At 56.1% G+C, this 12,681-nt stretch carries 11 protein-coding genes; 9 read left to right on the forward strand and 2 right to left on the reverse strand.

Annotated features, from left to right (window positions below; all coding sequences use genetic code 11):
- Positions 1-2: 2 nt before the first annotated feature.
- The 7 genes from ACT6RZ_RS09090 to ACT6RZ_RS09120 are packed head-to-tail and all read left to right on the forward strand — an operon-like array spanning position 3 to position 7,617.
- Complete coding sequence (locus ACT6RZ_RS09090) at positions 3-1,721, forward strand: GspE/PulE family protein (RefSeq protein ID WP_444701801.1); 1,719 nt, start codon at positions 3-5, stop codon at positions 1,719-1,721.
- A complete protein-coding gene (locus tag ACT6RZ_RS09095) occupies positions 1,718-2,917 on the forward strand; it encodes a type II secretion system F family protein (protein WP_444701802.1) in 1,200 nt (399 codons plus the stop codon). Before ACT6RZ_RS09090 ends, ACT6RZ_RS09095 begins: the two co-directional genes overlap by 4 nt.
- A 3-nt stretch (positions 2,918-2,920) precedes the next feature.
- Positions 2,921-4,423, forward strand: a complete 1,503-nt coding sequence (locus ACT6RZ_RS09100; protein ID WP_444701803.1) for a hypothetical protein — start codon at positions 2,921-2,923, stop codon at positions 4,421-4,423.
- Positions 4,423-5,046: a hypothetical protein gene (locus ACT6RZ_RS09105; RefSeq protein WP_444701804.1), complete on the forward strand. Its 624-nt coding sequence runs from the start codon at positions 4,423-4,425 to the stop codon at positions 5,044-5,046. Before ACT6RZ_RS09100 ends, ACT6RZ_RS09105 begins: the two co-directional genes overlap by 1 nt.
- Positions 5,047-5,088: 42 nt before the next feature.
- A complete protein-coding gene (locus ACT6RZ_RS09110) occupies positions 5,089-6,102 on the forward strand; it encodes a hypothetical protein (protein ID WP_444701805.1) in 1,014 nt (337 codons plus the stop codon).
- A complete protein-coding gene (locus ACT6RZ_RS09115) occupies positions 6,099-6,845 on the forward strand; it encodes a type II secretion system protein (RefSeq protein WP_444701806.1) in 747 nt (248 codons plus the stop codon). Before ACT6RZ_RS09110 ends, ACT6RZ_RS09115 begins: the two co-directional genes overlap by 4 nt.
- Before the next feature lie 19 nt (positions 6,846-6,864).
- Positions 6,865-7,617, forward strand: coding sequence for a HesA/MoeB/ThiF family protein (locus tag ACT6RZ_RS09120; protein ID WP_444701807.1), 753 nt, complete (start codon positions 6,865-6,867; stop codon positions 7,615-7,617).
- Here the strand turns inward: ACT6RZ_RS09120 and ACT6RZ_RS09125 are convergent.
- Complete coding sequence (locus ACT6RZ_RS09125; RefSeq protein ID WP_444701808.1) at positions 7,605-7,850, reverse strand: (2Fe-2S)-binding protein; 246 nt, start codon at positions 7,848-7,850, stop codon at positions 7,605-7,607. The genes ACT6RZ_RS09120 and ACT6RZ_RS09125 overlap by 13 nt on opposite strands.
- Before the next feature lie 134 nt (positions 7,851-7,984).
- Here ACT6RZ_RS09125 and ACT6RZ_RS09130 point away from each other — a divergent pair, with 134 nt between their 5' ends.
- Positions 7,985-9,016, forward strand: coding sequence for a serine endopeptidase (locus tag ACT6RZ_RS09130; RefSeq protein WP_444701809.1), 1,032 nt, complete (start codon positions 7,985-7,987; stop codon positions 9,014-9,016).
- 98 nt (positions 9,017-9,114) lie between these two features.
- Here ACT6RZ_RS09130 and ACT6RZ_RS09135 read toward each other — a convergent pair whose 3' ends face one another.
- Positions 9,115-12,012, reverse strand: a complete 2,898-nt coding sequence (locus ACT6RZ_RS09135; protein ID WP_444701810.1) for a valine--tRNA ligase — start codon at positions 12,010-12,012, stop codon at positions 9,115-9,117.
- Positions 12,013-12,153: 141 nt separating this feature from the next.
- Here ACT6RZ_RS09135 and ACT6RZ_RS09140 point away from each other — a divergent pair, with 141 nt between their 5' ends.
- Positions 12,154-12,627 (forward strand): NfeD family protein, encoded by a 474-nt coding sequence (locus ACT6RZ_RS09140; protein ID WP_444701811.1) that lies wholly within the window; start codon positions 12,154-12,156, stop codon positions 12,625-12,627.
- Positions 12,628-12,681 lie beyond the last annotated feature (54 nt).

Here is a 12,681-nt window from a genome sequence, read left to right on the forward strand (position 1 = left end):
CCATGTGGAGCACAGCAGACAAGAACTCTCTGGGTGACTGGATGCTGGCCAAGGGCATGATCACAGCAGACCAGCTGGATATTGCCTTGATAGAGCAGCGTAAAAGCCAGCTGCCACTTGGCCAGCAACTGGTGCGGCTGCATTTCGTGACCGATGCCATGGTCAGGGACGTGCTGGCCCAGCAGCATGCGCAGGAAAGTATCGATCTGTCGCAAGTGATCCCTGACCCTGAAGTGCTGGCATTGGTGCCTGAAGCATTTGCCAGGCAACATCGCCTGCTGCCGCTGGATCTCTCTGCAGACAAAAAAGCGTTGCGGGTGGCGATGGCAGCCATGAACCAGATCGCGGTGCTGGACCAGTTACGCTATTTAGTCAAAGGCGAGCTACAGCTCAAACCAGTGCTGGCGACTGAGGCACAGATAGAACAAACACTGGACAAATGTTATGGGCATCATCTGTCACTTGATGAGATCCTGCACGAGATAGAACACGAGGCTGCGTCCACACCGCATGTTTCACAGCCAGACGTGCGGCCTGTCATCCGCCTGGTCAATGCAGTATTGATAGATGCGGTCAAGCAAGGTGCATCGGATATTCATTTTGAACCGGAGCAGGCGTTTCTCAGGATACGCTATCGCATAGATGGCGTGTTATGGCAGATCCGCAGCCTGCATGACCACTATTGGCCCGCCATGTGCGTGCGGCTCAAGATACTGGCCGGCATGGATATCGCCGAGCAGCGTACCCCGCAGGATGGCCGCGTCAACCTGTTTTTATGCGGCAGCCAGATCGATTTCAGGGTTTCCAGTCATCCCACTCTGCATGGTGAAAATATCGTGCTGCGCGTGCTGGACCGGCAGAAATCCATCATTCCTCTCGAGGCGATGGGTTTGCGCATGCCGCAATTACAGTTGCTAAAACACCTGCTGGAAAAGCCGGAAGGATTATTGATCCTGACTGGCCCCACCGGCAGCGGCAAAACCACCACGCTGTATTCCATGCTTGGCCACCTCAACCACCAGCATGTCAACATCATGACCCTGGAAGACCCGGTGGAATATCCGCATATGCTGATGCGGCAGACCTCGGTCAATGAGGCGAACAAGGTTGATTTCGTCAACGGCATCCGCTCCATATTAAGGCAAGACCCCGACATTATCCTGGTTGGCGAGATACGCGATGAGCCAACCGCCGCCATGGCGATCCGTGCGGCCATGACCGGGCATCTGGTGATGACCACCTTGCATACCAATCATGCGATTGCAGCGTTTGCACGGTTACAGGATTTTGGTATCAGACCGCAAATGATGGCAGGTAGTCTGGTCGGTGTGGTTGCACAACGCCTGCTCAGGCGCTTATGCACGCATTGCAAAATACAGGTGCTGCCAGATGCCATCACGCAGGCATGTTTGCAACGCCTACCCCTGCGCGATGCGCCAGACGACATGCCTGTTTATCAAGCGGGTGGTTGCAGCCATTGCCGCATGAGCGGCTACCGCGGGCGCCTGGCCATTATGGAGATCCTGCCTATGCATGCTGCGCTGGATGAAATGCTGGCCAGGCAGACTGTAATGGCGGAATTACAGCAGCAGGCAAGTGTGTATGGCTACACCACACTGGCAGAAGAGGGTTTGCAACAGGTGCTGGCAGGCGAAACCAGCCTGGAAGAACTGCGCCGGGTAGTGGATATCAGTGCTTATCTGCAGTGGCCTCAGGCATGACCAGTTACCGCTACAAGGCGATAGACAGCCGCGGACGCCAACAACGCGGCACATTGCACGCTGCAAGTGAACAGGCGCTGCAACGATCCCTGCAACAGCAAGGGCTGGAGTTGCTCACCGCCAGCATCACGCAGCATTCGGCCTGGCTGCAACCACGTATCCAGGCGCAGCAGCTGATACTGTTCTGCGTGCAAATGGAGCAATTGCTGCATGCGGGTGTGCCTTTGTTGCAGGCATTGGAAGAATTGGCCGGACAATGTGAACATCGCTTGATGGCTGAGGCCATGCGCGCCTTGCAGCAGGAGCTGGAAGCCGGAAAATTGCTTTCGCAGGCCCTGCAGGCACAAGCGCAAGTGTTCCCTGCCTTGATCTGTCATTTAGTCGCCGCCGGCGAGCACACCGGCCAATTGCCAGAGATCTTCGGCCATCTGGCGCAGACACTGCAATGGCAGGCTGACCTCATCGCGCAAACGCGGCGCGGGCTGACTTATCCAGCCCTGTTATGCGTGATGGTGTGTGTCGCCGCCGCGGTCATGCTGACCTTTCTGGTGCCGCAGATGGTGGGTTTCCTGCACAGCCTGGGCCAGGAGTTACCGTGGTCCACCCGCCTGCTACTGGGCCTGTCTGACTGGGTGGTGGCTTATGGTGGTGTCATGCTGGTGGGTTTGCTGCTGCTGGTGGCAGGCTTGCGCTTCACCATCAGGCGCTCGCCGGCCTGGGCGCTCTATTGGGACCAGCAGTTGTTGCACCTGCCGGTGATAGGCCGTTTATGGCAACAACTGGTGTTGACCAGGCTGTGTCGCTTTCTGGGGCTCATGTACCACACGGGTATCCCGCTGCTGCAGGCGCTCGAATGGTGCCAGCCACTGCTGCATAACCGCGCCATGGCGCAAGCGCTGCACCAGGTGCACCAGCGCGTGCAGGCCGGTGAGGGGCTGGCGGGCAGCTTCGCTGCCACGGGCATGTTCCCGTCACTTTTGGTACGCATGATACGGGTAGGGGAAACCACAGGCGCCCTGGACCGTATGCTGGCACAGCAAGCCGCTTTCTATGACAGGGAGGTACAGGCGCAGATGCAGTTGTTGCTACGCTTGCTGGAACCAGTGTTGACCATGGTGCTAGGGCTGATGCTGTTGTTTCTGATGGCAGCAGTCATGCTGCCAGTCTACGATAGCTTTGCAACGTTGCGGTTTTAAGCCATGGCGCGATACCAACTTGTGGTACTGGTGGGGGAGACTGAATGGCGGGTGGTTCATTTCAGAGGCTGGCGCTATCAGGCCTTGTATGTGTTTAGCGCGGATGCGGGCAACCGGGGTTTGCTGCTGGATAATCTTGGACGATACCCCGGTGCAAACCTGTATTTTCTGACTGATCTCGCCGAGGAACACTATCATATTGAAACATGCCCGCCTGTGCGTGGCACGGCCAGAAAACAGTTGCTGGCGCGCCGGCTGGCGGCGTGGCCATTTGCACAAGGCCTGCATGCAGTGCACAGGGTGGGCGGCACACCAGGGCAGCCTCAGGCAGAGCGTTACATGTTTGCAGCCATACATAACCAGCCATTGAGTCAGTTGCTACAGTCGCAGGCACTGCGCGTGCAGGGTGTGTATACCCAGGCTTTATGTAGCCCTTGCTGGGTAAAAGATTGGCAATCCGGGCAGACGCAGTGCCTGATAGGCTACTTTGAAAAACAGCAACTCCGTCTGCGTTATTTATATCAGTCACAGCTTATGTTTAGCCGCTTGATCACGCTAGTGCCAGATGCATCCCTGCACCTGCGTATCAGCAGTGAGATTGCCCAGACCAGGCTGTATCTGCTGAGCCAGCAATGGCTGCAGGAGGGCGAGCCACTGCAGTTGCTGTGGTTGAGTGACGATGCAGAGTGCAATATATCCACATCCAAAGAACTAGCCGATGTCATTCAGCAAAGCAATCTCTCTTATGCAGAGTTGATGCGCCAATCAGGCTGGCCGCTTTTGCCCGGTGGATTGGCGGTGATGGACTGGGCCGCTATTCAAGTGGTGTTACATAACTGCCGGCTGCCAAATCTTGCACCGAAAGCCGCGTTGCTGAACGCCCGTGTGATACGAGCTAAACGCATGATCACGCTAGCGGGCGTGTTTATGATTTGTTTATTTGTAGTGGCGAACTGTATGAGCCAGCAAGCCCTGCAAAAAAAGCAATCCGAAATCCGGCGAACGCGAGCCCTGTTGCAGCTTTGGCAATCGGCCAAACCCGCCTGGAAGGTCGCAGACGCGGATCTGCCACGCTTGCAGGCATTCTCAGAGGCTGTACAAGGTCTGGAAGCTGCAGAGAACTTCCCTGATCGGGCACTCACCATCCTGCAGGCAGTGGTGAAAGGGCAGACAGTCTGGCAAGTGAATAACGTTGACTGGGGTTATGGGTACACACCTGCTTTAGGACATATGCAGTCTGCACTTCCAGACAAACATTGGGCAGAAACCGTCACCATCAGGTTTTTCAGGCAGAAGGCCGCGCATCCTGCAGAGGTGCATCAGGCGTGGCAAGCGCTGCTGGAGAGCTTGCGCCTGCACCCTGACATCCTTGAGCTAAAAGAGATCAATGATTTAACTGCATCAGGCGGTCCGTCACAGCAGGGAGATACAAGGCTATCACTGTCACCTGATCACCAGCCATCACTCATCGTAAGATTGCGCCCGGCAGAAAGTACTGGAAGATGATGTTTAGTCAATATTGGTCTGCCCTGCGCTTTTTTTTACTGGCCTGGTTACTGGTGTGCTTGTTGGGTTTCGCGGTAACAGGTTTCAATCTTGTGGGGCAAGTTAACACAAGCAACCAATTAGCACAGCTTGAACAGCAACTGCATGCTACCCGGCAGCAGGTGATGCAACACGCACGCTATCAAGCGTATGTCACCTTTTATCTTGCCCACCGCACACGCTGGAAACAGCAGAAGATGAACCAGCCCGCAGATCGGCAACAATGGGTTGCGACCTGGCTTGCACTGCAACAGCGATGGCATTTGCCGCACATGCAATATGACATCCAGCCTGCTATCACGTGTGAAGGTGCCGCCTGCGATCCATACTGGCCAGGCAAGTCTATGGCCGGATTGGCTATGACAGTGACCCCGGTCAGGATGCGCTGGTCAGTCCACCACGAAGCAGAGGTGCTGGAGTGGTTGCAGCGATTGCAGCATGTGTATACAGGTATGTTTGTGTTACGGGGCTGTAGCTGGACGCTAGAAGAATCCACCGATCTGATCGCAGCGCAATGCGAATTGCAGTTGTTTAACTTTCCCCAGATGTGGCCTGTCTCGTCGGACGCGATATGCTGCGATTAAAGCGATCTCAGACTGGCATCACTGGCGCTGGCCCAGCAGGCCTTGCTGGCCTATGCCTATCAGCCGCTGGTGGCGACCAGGCCATGCGGAAAGAACTGCGCGCGACCGGGTGATCTGCCTTGCCCGGACCGTGATAATGACGGCATTGCAGAAGTCAACTGCAGTAAAACCTCTCGCCTGGGGCGCTTGCCCTGGAGAACCTTAGGCCTGGGCGATATTCGCGATGGCAGTGGCGAGCGCTTATGGTATGCAGTGTCAGAACGTTACAAAAACAATACGCGCGTCTTGCCCTTGAATACTGATACCCCGGGCAGCTGGACTGTGCGCACTTTGAACGGCATGGTGTGGGATGCGACCCAGGGTAGTGGCGTGGTCGCCGTCATTATTGCCCCCATGCAACCGTTGCTACGTAAAGATGGCTGGCTGCAGCAACGCGATGTACTCAGCAGCGAGGAGGCCAGACATTATCTTGATCTGTCCGGGCTGGGAGACAATGCCAGCCCGGTAGAGCATATGGCCCAGGGTTTTGTGCAGGCGCCGGCTTCGCTCTCTTTTAACGATGTGGTCTGGCCAGTCACAGCCACCCTCATGCATAGACGCATGCAGCAACAGGTACTCTCGGAATTAAAACGGGCGTTTCGCTGTATCGGTCGTGCCTGCGCTGGTTTGCCACTGTCGGCGGCCATGGCTGACCGCAGCTGCCTGGGCGATCAGTCTTTAAGCGCCGGCCTATGTTTACCCGCCACTTCCGGCCTGGGCAGGCTGCCCCTCGCTGCCGACGCAAATTGGCCGTTGGCTTTGCAGCAGATGCTGGATGGCGATGCCATGCATCACTGGTTCCAGCAAAATGGCTGGCGAGAGCAGGTGTTTTATCAGCCAGGACCACAGCGGGCGACACTGGTCGTCGCCGGCGAAAAGTTACTGCCACAAATGCGCCTCACTGAAACTGACAAAAGCAGTTTTGCCGCCTATCTGGAGGCGGCAACGTTGCAAAAGTTACAGATCAAGGATGCGAATGCCATCGACATGCCCAGTAACGACAGTATGGAACCATGAGTACTGCCTTGAAGTATCAGACGGCCAGCAAGCCGCGCCACCAGGTTTGCAAACTCGCGCTGCAAGGCTTCAGCTTGTTAGAGCTGGCGATAGCACTGGCGGTGCTCAGCCTGATGATGGGCTGGTTGATGACGCCATTGCGGGTACAACACAGCCTGCAGCACTACCAGCAAACAGAACAGCGGCTACAGATGGCGCAGCAGGCCCTGCTGGGGCACGCGATCATTCATCATTATCTGCCATGCCCGGATACCGATAACCCGCCCGATGGCTGGGAGAATCTGCGCGCCGATCAAAGCTGTGTTGATGAAGAAGGCCTGCTGCCGTGGATGCAGCTAGGCCTGGTGGCCACCGACGCCTGGGGACGTTACTTCCGCTATCGCGCAGACAGAACATTCAGCCAGCATACGCAGTGGTTTTCAGTCATTGACGCTGAAGGTGCCAGCAATATCCAGGTGGTGGGCGATAGCGGCGCGGCGACCAGCAACCCCAGTCGCCCGGCGGCCATCGTGCTTTCGCATGGCGAAAACGGGCTGGGTGGCATACAATCCGTGTCTGGCGGTGTGAGTCACACGATGGCCGCGCCTGTGCATGCAGATGAGCAGGAGAATGCAGATGGCGACCTCTTTTTTGTGGACAAAGCCAGACAACAAAGCGGGGATGCAGTGTTTGATGACAGGCTGGTCATGCTGTCACCCAAAGTGCTGATCCAGCAAATGGTGCAGGCACAGCGCCTGCCCTGAGGGAAGTGATATATAAAGTATGCAAGACGATTTATTGCTGCGCTATAGCCGGCACATCATGCTGCCGCAGATCGAATATGCGGGCCAGGAGGCGCTGACACTGAGCCACGCACTGATCATAGGGGCGGGTGGGCTGGGTGCGCCGGTCGCCATGTACCTGGCGGCGGCGGGCGTAGGCACGCTGACCATCTGTGATTTTGACCAGGTGGACATGACCAATCTGCAACGCCAGATCATACATACCACCGCTGCCGTCGGGCAGAATAAAGCCTTGTCAGCGCAAGCGACCATCGCACAGTTGAACCCGTCTATCACCGTTGATCCCGTCCTGGTCCGCATGACCGAACAGCAAGCAGCTGAACGCATTGTGGCTGCCGATGTGGTGATAGATTGCTCGGATAACTTTGCCACCCGCTATCTGTTGAATCAATTATGTTTTAGCGCGAAAACACCGCTGGTCTCCGGGGCTGCGATCGGTTTTGAAGGGCAACTGAGTGTGTTTGATTTCCGGCATGCCGAGTCGCCCTGCTACCATTGCCTGTACCCCGACGTTGGCGATGACCAGGAATTACGTTGTGCCGATAACGGCGTATTTGCGCCGCTGGTGGGTATGATAGGGTCAGCTCAGGCGGCTGAGGCGATCAAGGTGTTATTGAATATAGGGCATAGCATGCAGGGCAGATTGCTGTTGCTGGATGCTTTAAGTGCCGAATGGCGTAGTATCAAGTTAAGCAAAGACCCGGCATGCAGGGTCTGCGGTCACTCCGGCTGATCAGGTGCTAGCGGCGGTGCGGCCGTCGATGTAGCCGTCGATTTAGCCAACAATGCCTTCACCAGTTCGCCTATATCCCACTCACAGCCACCGCAGCCGGTCAGCGCGCCGGAATAACGCGAAATGGCGTTCAGATCCTTGCCTTGCCTGACCAGCTCCTGAATCATGCCGCGCGTGGTGCCGCTGCAACTGCACAGCACTTCATCGGGTGAATCTTGTTTGAGTTCAGCCATTGCCAGCCAAGGTATTAAAACCGCATTTTACCGCCTGTGTTGCCCACATACCAGTACCGCCTGCCAAACAAGCTGCTTGCCGCAAACCTGAAACCCCGTTAGCATCGTTGGCTATCCCTGTTAAAGGCAATGTCATGAGCAAAGGCGTCCGTTTATCCGAAAAATGGTTTAACCGTGCTTTATGGATGGTGGCCATTATATTTGCCTGGTTTCTCACCGGCCTGGGCCAGAATGTCATAGGCGATCTGCCGCGGGTAGAAACCAGCTACACCACAGAGCATTTCGTCAATCACCGCAAGATCGATCCCTTGCGTACCGAGCTCAAGGTGCTTGCCAGGCAGCGCCAGACATTGGCTGATCAACTGGAGCAAGTCAACTTGCAGTTACTTATCCGCCAAAAAGATTACCAGGCGGCGCGCAGTCTCTTTGATAACTGGGTAGCCACCCGCGATGTGACCAAACAGGAGGAGCAGGACGAAGAGCTGGTCAGCCGCACCCGTGCCCTGGATACGCTAAAAGTACTGGAGCGCGATTCTGAAAAAGCGGTAGAAGATATCCAGCAGAAACAAACCGATATCTCCCAGCGCGAAACACAGCTGGACACGCAAGTGTATGCACTGGAAGATGACGCGCGCGAGCGGTTTGACGAGGCCTACCAGTCGCAGGCAACGCGCGTGTTTTTATACCGGCTGTTGCTGACCTTGCCTTTGCTGGCCCTGGCCGCCTGGCTGTTTGCCAACAAGCGCAAGTCTCAATACTGGCCGTTTGTCTGGGGTTTCATACTGTTTGCGCTGCTGGCTTTTTTTGTCGAGCTGGTGCCTTACCTGCCGGATTATGGCGGCTATATCCGTTATCTGGTGGGGATCATAGTCACAGTCGCCGGTGGCAGATACGCCATCGTGGCGCTACAGAATTACCTGGAGCAACAAAAGTCCACCGAAGCACAACCCGAGTTCAAACGGCGGGAAGAGCTCAGTTATGACACGGCGCTAGCCAGGCTGGCTAAAGGCATCTGCCCCGGTTGTGAGCGCAGTGTAGACCTTAAAAACGAGCAAAATGATTTTTGCAACCATTGTGGCATCTGCCTGCACAATTATTGCGTTGCCTGCCACTCGCGCAAGAACGCGTTTGCCAAGTTCTGCCATAAATGCGGCACCGCGACCTGAACGGGGCACTGGGGTTGAGTACCTGATGCTCACTTAAACAGGCTGCGGCCTGAGCACTGGCCGCAGCATTGCCAGCTGATCAGGTGTCTGCCCGAAAACTACTTCAGCTTTGCCAGTTGCGCCTGTAATTTTTCCAGGTTGGCGCTGAACTCAGCCAGCCGGGCTTTTTCCTGCGCTACCACCGCAGCCGGGGCGCGCGCGACAAAACTCTCGTTGCCCAGTTTGCTATCGGCTTTAGTGATCTCGCCTTGCAGTCTGGCGATCTCTTTGCCCAGGCGCTCTTTCTCGGCGGCCACATCAATCTCCACTTTCAGCATCAGGCGGAAGTCGGCGGCCAGCATGACGGGAGCATCAGCCTCTGGTAATTCGGCGACGATGGCGACATCTTCAAGCTTGGCCAGCGACTTGAGGTAAGGCGCGAATGCCGCCAGTTGCCCGGCATCACCGGCCGCGATCAACGGCACTTTCGCCGCCGGCGAAATACTCATCTCGCCACGCAGGCTACGGCAGGCTTCCACCGCGGTTTTCAGTGTTGCCACCCAGGCTTCGGCTGCTTCATCGATTTTTTCCAGATCGGCTTTAGGGTAAGCCTGCAACATAATACTTTGCGTACCGCGTGACTTGTCTTTCAACTCTGTCATCGGTGCTACTGTCTGCCAGATCTCCTCGGTCACAAACGGGATGATAGGGTGGGCCAGGCGCAAAATGGTTTCCAGCACGCGCAGCAGGGTGCGGCGTGTCGCGCGCTGCTCGGCTTCGCTGCCACCCTGGATCTGTACCTTGGCGATTTCCAGGTACCAGTCGCAATACTGGTCCCAGACAAATTCGTAAATCGCCTTGGCCGCCAGGTCAAAGCGGTAATCGTTGAACGCGCGTTCCACTTCGCTTTCGGTGCGCTGCAACAGACTGACTATCCAGCGGTCAGCCTGACTGAATTTGCGGCCGCCATCGTCGCAACTTTCCACGCCAAAGCCATTGTCCTGGCCTTCGGTATTCATCAGCACAAAGCGCGTCGCGTTCCACAGCTTATTGCAGAAGTTGCGATAACCTTCGCAGCGTTGCAGGTCGAATTTGATATCGCGTCCTGGTGAAGCCAGGCTGGCAAAGGTAAAGCGGAGTGCATCGGTGCCATAAGCGGCAATGCCTTCGGGGAATTCCTTGCGCGTACGTTTCGCTATCTTTTCCGCATCTTTAGGGTTCATCAGGCCAGTGGTGCGTTTGCTTACCAGCGTTTCCAGGTCTATGCCGTCTATCAAATCTATCGGGTCCAGCACATTGCCCTTGGACTTGGACATCTTCTGGCCTTCGGCATCGCGGATCAGGCCGTGTACATACACATGCTTGAACGGAATCTTGCCGGTGATGTGCTTGGTCATCATCACCATGCGCGCCACCCAGAAGAAAATAATATCAAAACCTGTCACCAGCACTGACGATGGCAGAAACTGCTGTAAAGCCTGATTCTGTGCATCTATGGCATCGTCGCCGGTCCAGTCCAGGGTCGAGAATGGCCACAGGGCAGATGAATACCAGGTATCCAGCACATCATGGTCGCGGGTCAGTGCGCCGCTGTAACCCGTTTTTGCTGCCTGTGACCTGGCTTCCGCTTCATCATGGGCGACATAGACTTTGCCGTCATCGCCGTACCAGGCCGGAATCTGGTGACCCCACCATAACTGACGTGAGATACACCAGTCCTGGATATTGTTCAGCCACTGGTTATAGGTGTTCACCCAGTTTTCCGGGTAAAACTTGATCTCGCCATTGGCCACCACTTCCAGCGCTTTTTCAGTGATGCTTTTGCCGTCTGTACCAGGCTTGCTCATCGCAACAAACCACTGGTCGGTCAGCATGGGTTCTATCACCACATTGGTACGGTCACCACGCGGTACTTTCAATTTGTGTTTTTCAACTTTCACCAGCAAGCCAGCAGCTTCAAGGTCAGCGACCACCTGTTTACGGGCAGCAAAGCGCTCCAGGCCGGCCAGATTGGCAGGCAAGCTGATCGCGGCTTTGCTGCTGCCATCGGCGGCATACACTTCAGCTGCCTCTGGCACAAAGCCTTGCAGGTTGAGGATGATGATCTTGTCCAGGCCATGGCGCTGGCCAACCATATTGTCGTTAAAGTCGTGCGCCGGCGTCACTTTCACCACGCCGGTACCGAATTCTTTATCCACATAGTCATCGGCGATCACCGGGATCTCACGCGCACACAGCGGCAAGGCAACGGTTTTGCCTATCAGGTGCGCATAACGCTCATCTTCGGGGTGCACCATCACCGCCACGTCACCCAGCATGGTTTCCGGGCGCGTGGTTGCGACAGTCAGCTGGCCGGAGCCATCCGCCAGTGGATAGTTGATATGCCACATGGAACCGTCTTCTTCTTCCTGCACCACTTCCAGGTCAGACACCGCCGTGCCCAGCTTCACATCCCAGTTGACCAGGCGTTTGCCGCGGTAGATCAGGCCTTCGTTGAACAGGCGCACAAAGGTTTCGGTCACTACTTTGTTGAGGCCGGCGTCCATGGTGAAACGCTCGCGGCTCCAGTCAGGCGAAGTCCCCAGGCGGCGCATCTGCTTGGTGATGGTGCCGCCGGAATATTCTTTCCATTCCCAGACTTTTTCCAGGAATTTCTCGCGCCCCAGATCATGGCGGCTGACGCCTTGTGCATCCAGCTGGCGCTCCACCACTATCTGGGTGGCGATGCCAGCGTGGTCTGTCCCTGGTTGCCACAGGGTATTGTCGCCACGCATACGGTGGTAACGGGTCAGCGCATCCATGATGGTCTGGTTAAAACCATGGCCCATGTGCAGCGTGCCGGTGACGTTAGGGGGTGGCAGCAGGATACAGAAGTTATCTTGGACCTCAGGGTTGAGGCCGGCGGCATAAAAGCCTTTGCTTTCCCAAAAGGCATACCACTGGCTTTCAATGGTTTTTGGGTCAAAGGATTTGGCGAGTTCGCGTGCTGGATCAGTGTTTTGTGTAGGGGTAGTCATGCGCCTGATTTTACCATAGGCCGGTGTGCGCTTTGTTGCCTGTGCCGGCCTTTGCCGCAGATTCTATCGCTCAAACTATGTAAAGCAGATAACGGCTGTCATATCTGCAACTGGCAGACAATGCTAATATGCCACACTGTATTGTTAACCTGGGTGCATGAAGTGGGGGTATTTGACATGGATATGATGTGGATATGGTGTGGCCTGGGCCTGATCTTACTGTGCCTGGAGATGCTGTCCGGCACTATGTATCTGTTGTGGCCAGGCATGGCCGCGCTGGCAATGGCCTTGCTGGCCTGGTTGTTACCTGCATTCAGTCCGGCGTGGCAGATATTTATTTACGCGATCTTTTCAGTGCTGGCGGTAGCCATCTGGCGCAAGCGCGAAAAAACCCAGCCGACGCCGCGGGTAGGGCAGGCGCAGGGTGAGGAGATAGGCCGGCAGGGCACTATCGTACAGGCCGTCAGCCCGGCCCAGCCCGGTCTGATCCGCTTTAGCCAGGGCGTGATGGGCAGCAAGGAATGGTCAGCAGTGGCGGATGTTGAGATCGCCATCGATCAAGCCGCCAGAATAGTGGCGGTGGAAGGCAACAGCTTACGCGTGGCGCCGGTTTAACAGCGCGCCACCTAAAGTTTTTACGAGTTGAGTTTTTACGAGTTGAGTTTTTTC

It is taken from the genome of Methylophilus sp. (assembly GCF_052437885.1).
Taxonomy (GTDB): Bacteria; Pseudomonadota; Gammaproteobacteria; order Burkholderiales; family Methylophilaceae; genus Methylophilus.

Bases quoted from the DNA above. Each gene is read 5' to 3' on its own strand.
- ACT6RZ_RS09095 (WP_444701802.1), top strand. From the start codon at position 1,718: ATGACCAGTTACCGCTACAAGGCGATAGACAGCCGCGGACGCCAACAA.
- ACT6RZ_RS09100 (WP_444701803.1), top strand. From the start codon at position 2,921: ATGGCGCGATACCAACTTGTGGTACTGGTGGGGGAGACTGAATGGCGG.
- ACT6RZ_RS09120 (WP_444701807.1), top strand. From the start codon at position 6,865: ATGCAAGACGATTTATTGCTGCGCTATAGCCGGCACATCATGCTGCCG.
- ACT6RZ_RS09130 (WP_444701809.1), top strand. From the start codon at position 7,985: ATGAGCAAAGGCGTCCGTTTATCCGAAAAATGGTTTAACCGTGCTTTA.
- ACT6RZ_RS09090 (WP_444701801.1), top strand. From the start codon at position 3: ATGTGGAGCACAGCAGACAAGAACTCTCTGGGTGACTGGATGCTGGCC.
- ACT6RZ_RS09105 (WP_444701804.1), top strand. From the start codon at position 4,423: ATGTTTAGTCAATATTGGTCTGCCCTGCGCTTTTTTTTACTGGCCTGG.
- ACT6RZ_RS09115 (WP_444701806.1), top strand. From the start codon at position 6,099: ATGAGTACTGCCTTGAAGTATCAGACGGCCAGCAAGCCGCGCCACCAG.
- ACT6RZ_RS09135 (WP_444701810.1), bottom strand. From the start codon at position 12,012: ATGACTACCCCTACACAAAACACTGATCCAGCACGCGAACTCGCCAAA.
- ACT6RZ_RS09125 (WP_444701808.1), bottom strand. From the start codon at position 7,850: ATGGCTGAACTCAAACAAGATTCACCCGATGAAGTGCTGTGCAGTTGC.